This window comes from Myceligenerans halotolerans (genome assembly GCF_054782975.1).
Window position 1 is genome coordinate 1 of the sequence record NZ_BAAGRL010000075.1, and the last position, 887, is coordinate 887.

General features: G+C 56.7%; 1 rRNA gene. It reads left to right on the top strand.

From position 1 onward, the window contains the following. Window positions 1-215: 215 nt before the first annotated feature. Window positions 216-887, top strand: a 23S ribosomal RNA gene (locus ACYVK5_RS25780); the annotation flags it as partial.

Below are 887 nucleotides of genomic sequence, written 5' to 3' on the forward strand. Positions count from 1 at the left end.
ATGGTTCGGGTCACCGGCACGAGCGATACCGCCACGGTCGTGGTTCTCGGGTTCGAGGGTTGTTCCTTCGGGTCCTGGGGGCTGGGGTCGGGGTTGGTCGCCTGTGTGTGTTGGTGGGTTCGTTCGTTGCTTGAGAACTGTATAGTGGACGCGAGCATCTCTGGACATGCAGAGACTCCCTGTTGTGGGGGTTGCTGTGTGTTCTGCGTAGTGTTGTTGAAGTTTTTTAGGGCACAGGGTGGATGCCTTGGCATCAGGAGCCGACGAAGGACGTTGTAGCCTGCGATAAGCCTCGGGGAGCTGGCAGACGAGCTGTGATCCGAGGGTTTCCGAATGGGGGAACCTACTCTCAGTTGTGTGAGGGTACCTGCACTTGAATTCATAGGGTGTAGGGGGGAACGCCGGGAAGTGAAACATCTCAGTACCGGCAGGAAGAGATATTCTGTGAGTAGTGGTGAGCGAAAGCGGATGAGGTTAAACCGTGCGCGTGTCAAGTTGTCAGACGTTGCGTGTGCGGGGTAGTGGGAGCCCCTGGAGGGATCTGACAGTCTCTCGACTAGTGATAAAGCCGTGTGATAGCCGAACCGGGTTGAATACCGGACCGTAGAGGGTGGGAGTCCCGTAGGCGAAATGATGCGGCCTGGTGGGGGTTGTCCCGAGTAGCACGGGGCCCGTGAAATCTCGTGTGAATCTGCCAAGACCACTTGGTAAGCCTAAATACTCCCTGATGACCGATAGCGGACCAGTACCGTGAGGGAAAGGTGAAAAGTACCCCGGGAGGGGAGTGAAATAGTACCTGAAACCGTGTGCCTACAATCCGTCAGAGCCTCCTAACCTTTCGGGGTTGTGCAGGGGTGATGGCGTGCCTTTTGAAGAATGAGCCTGCG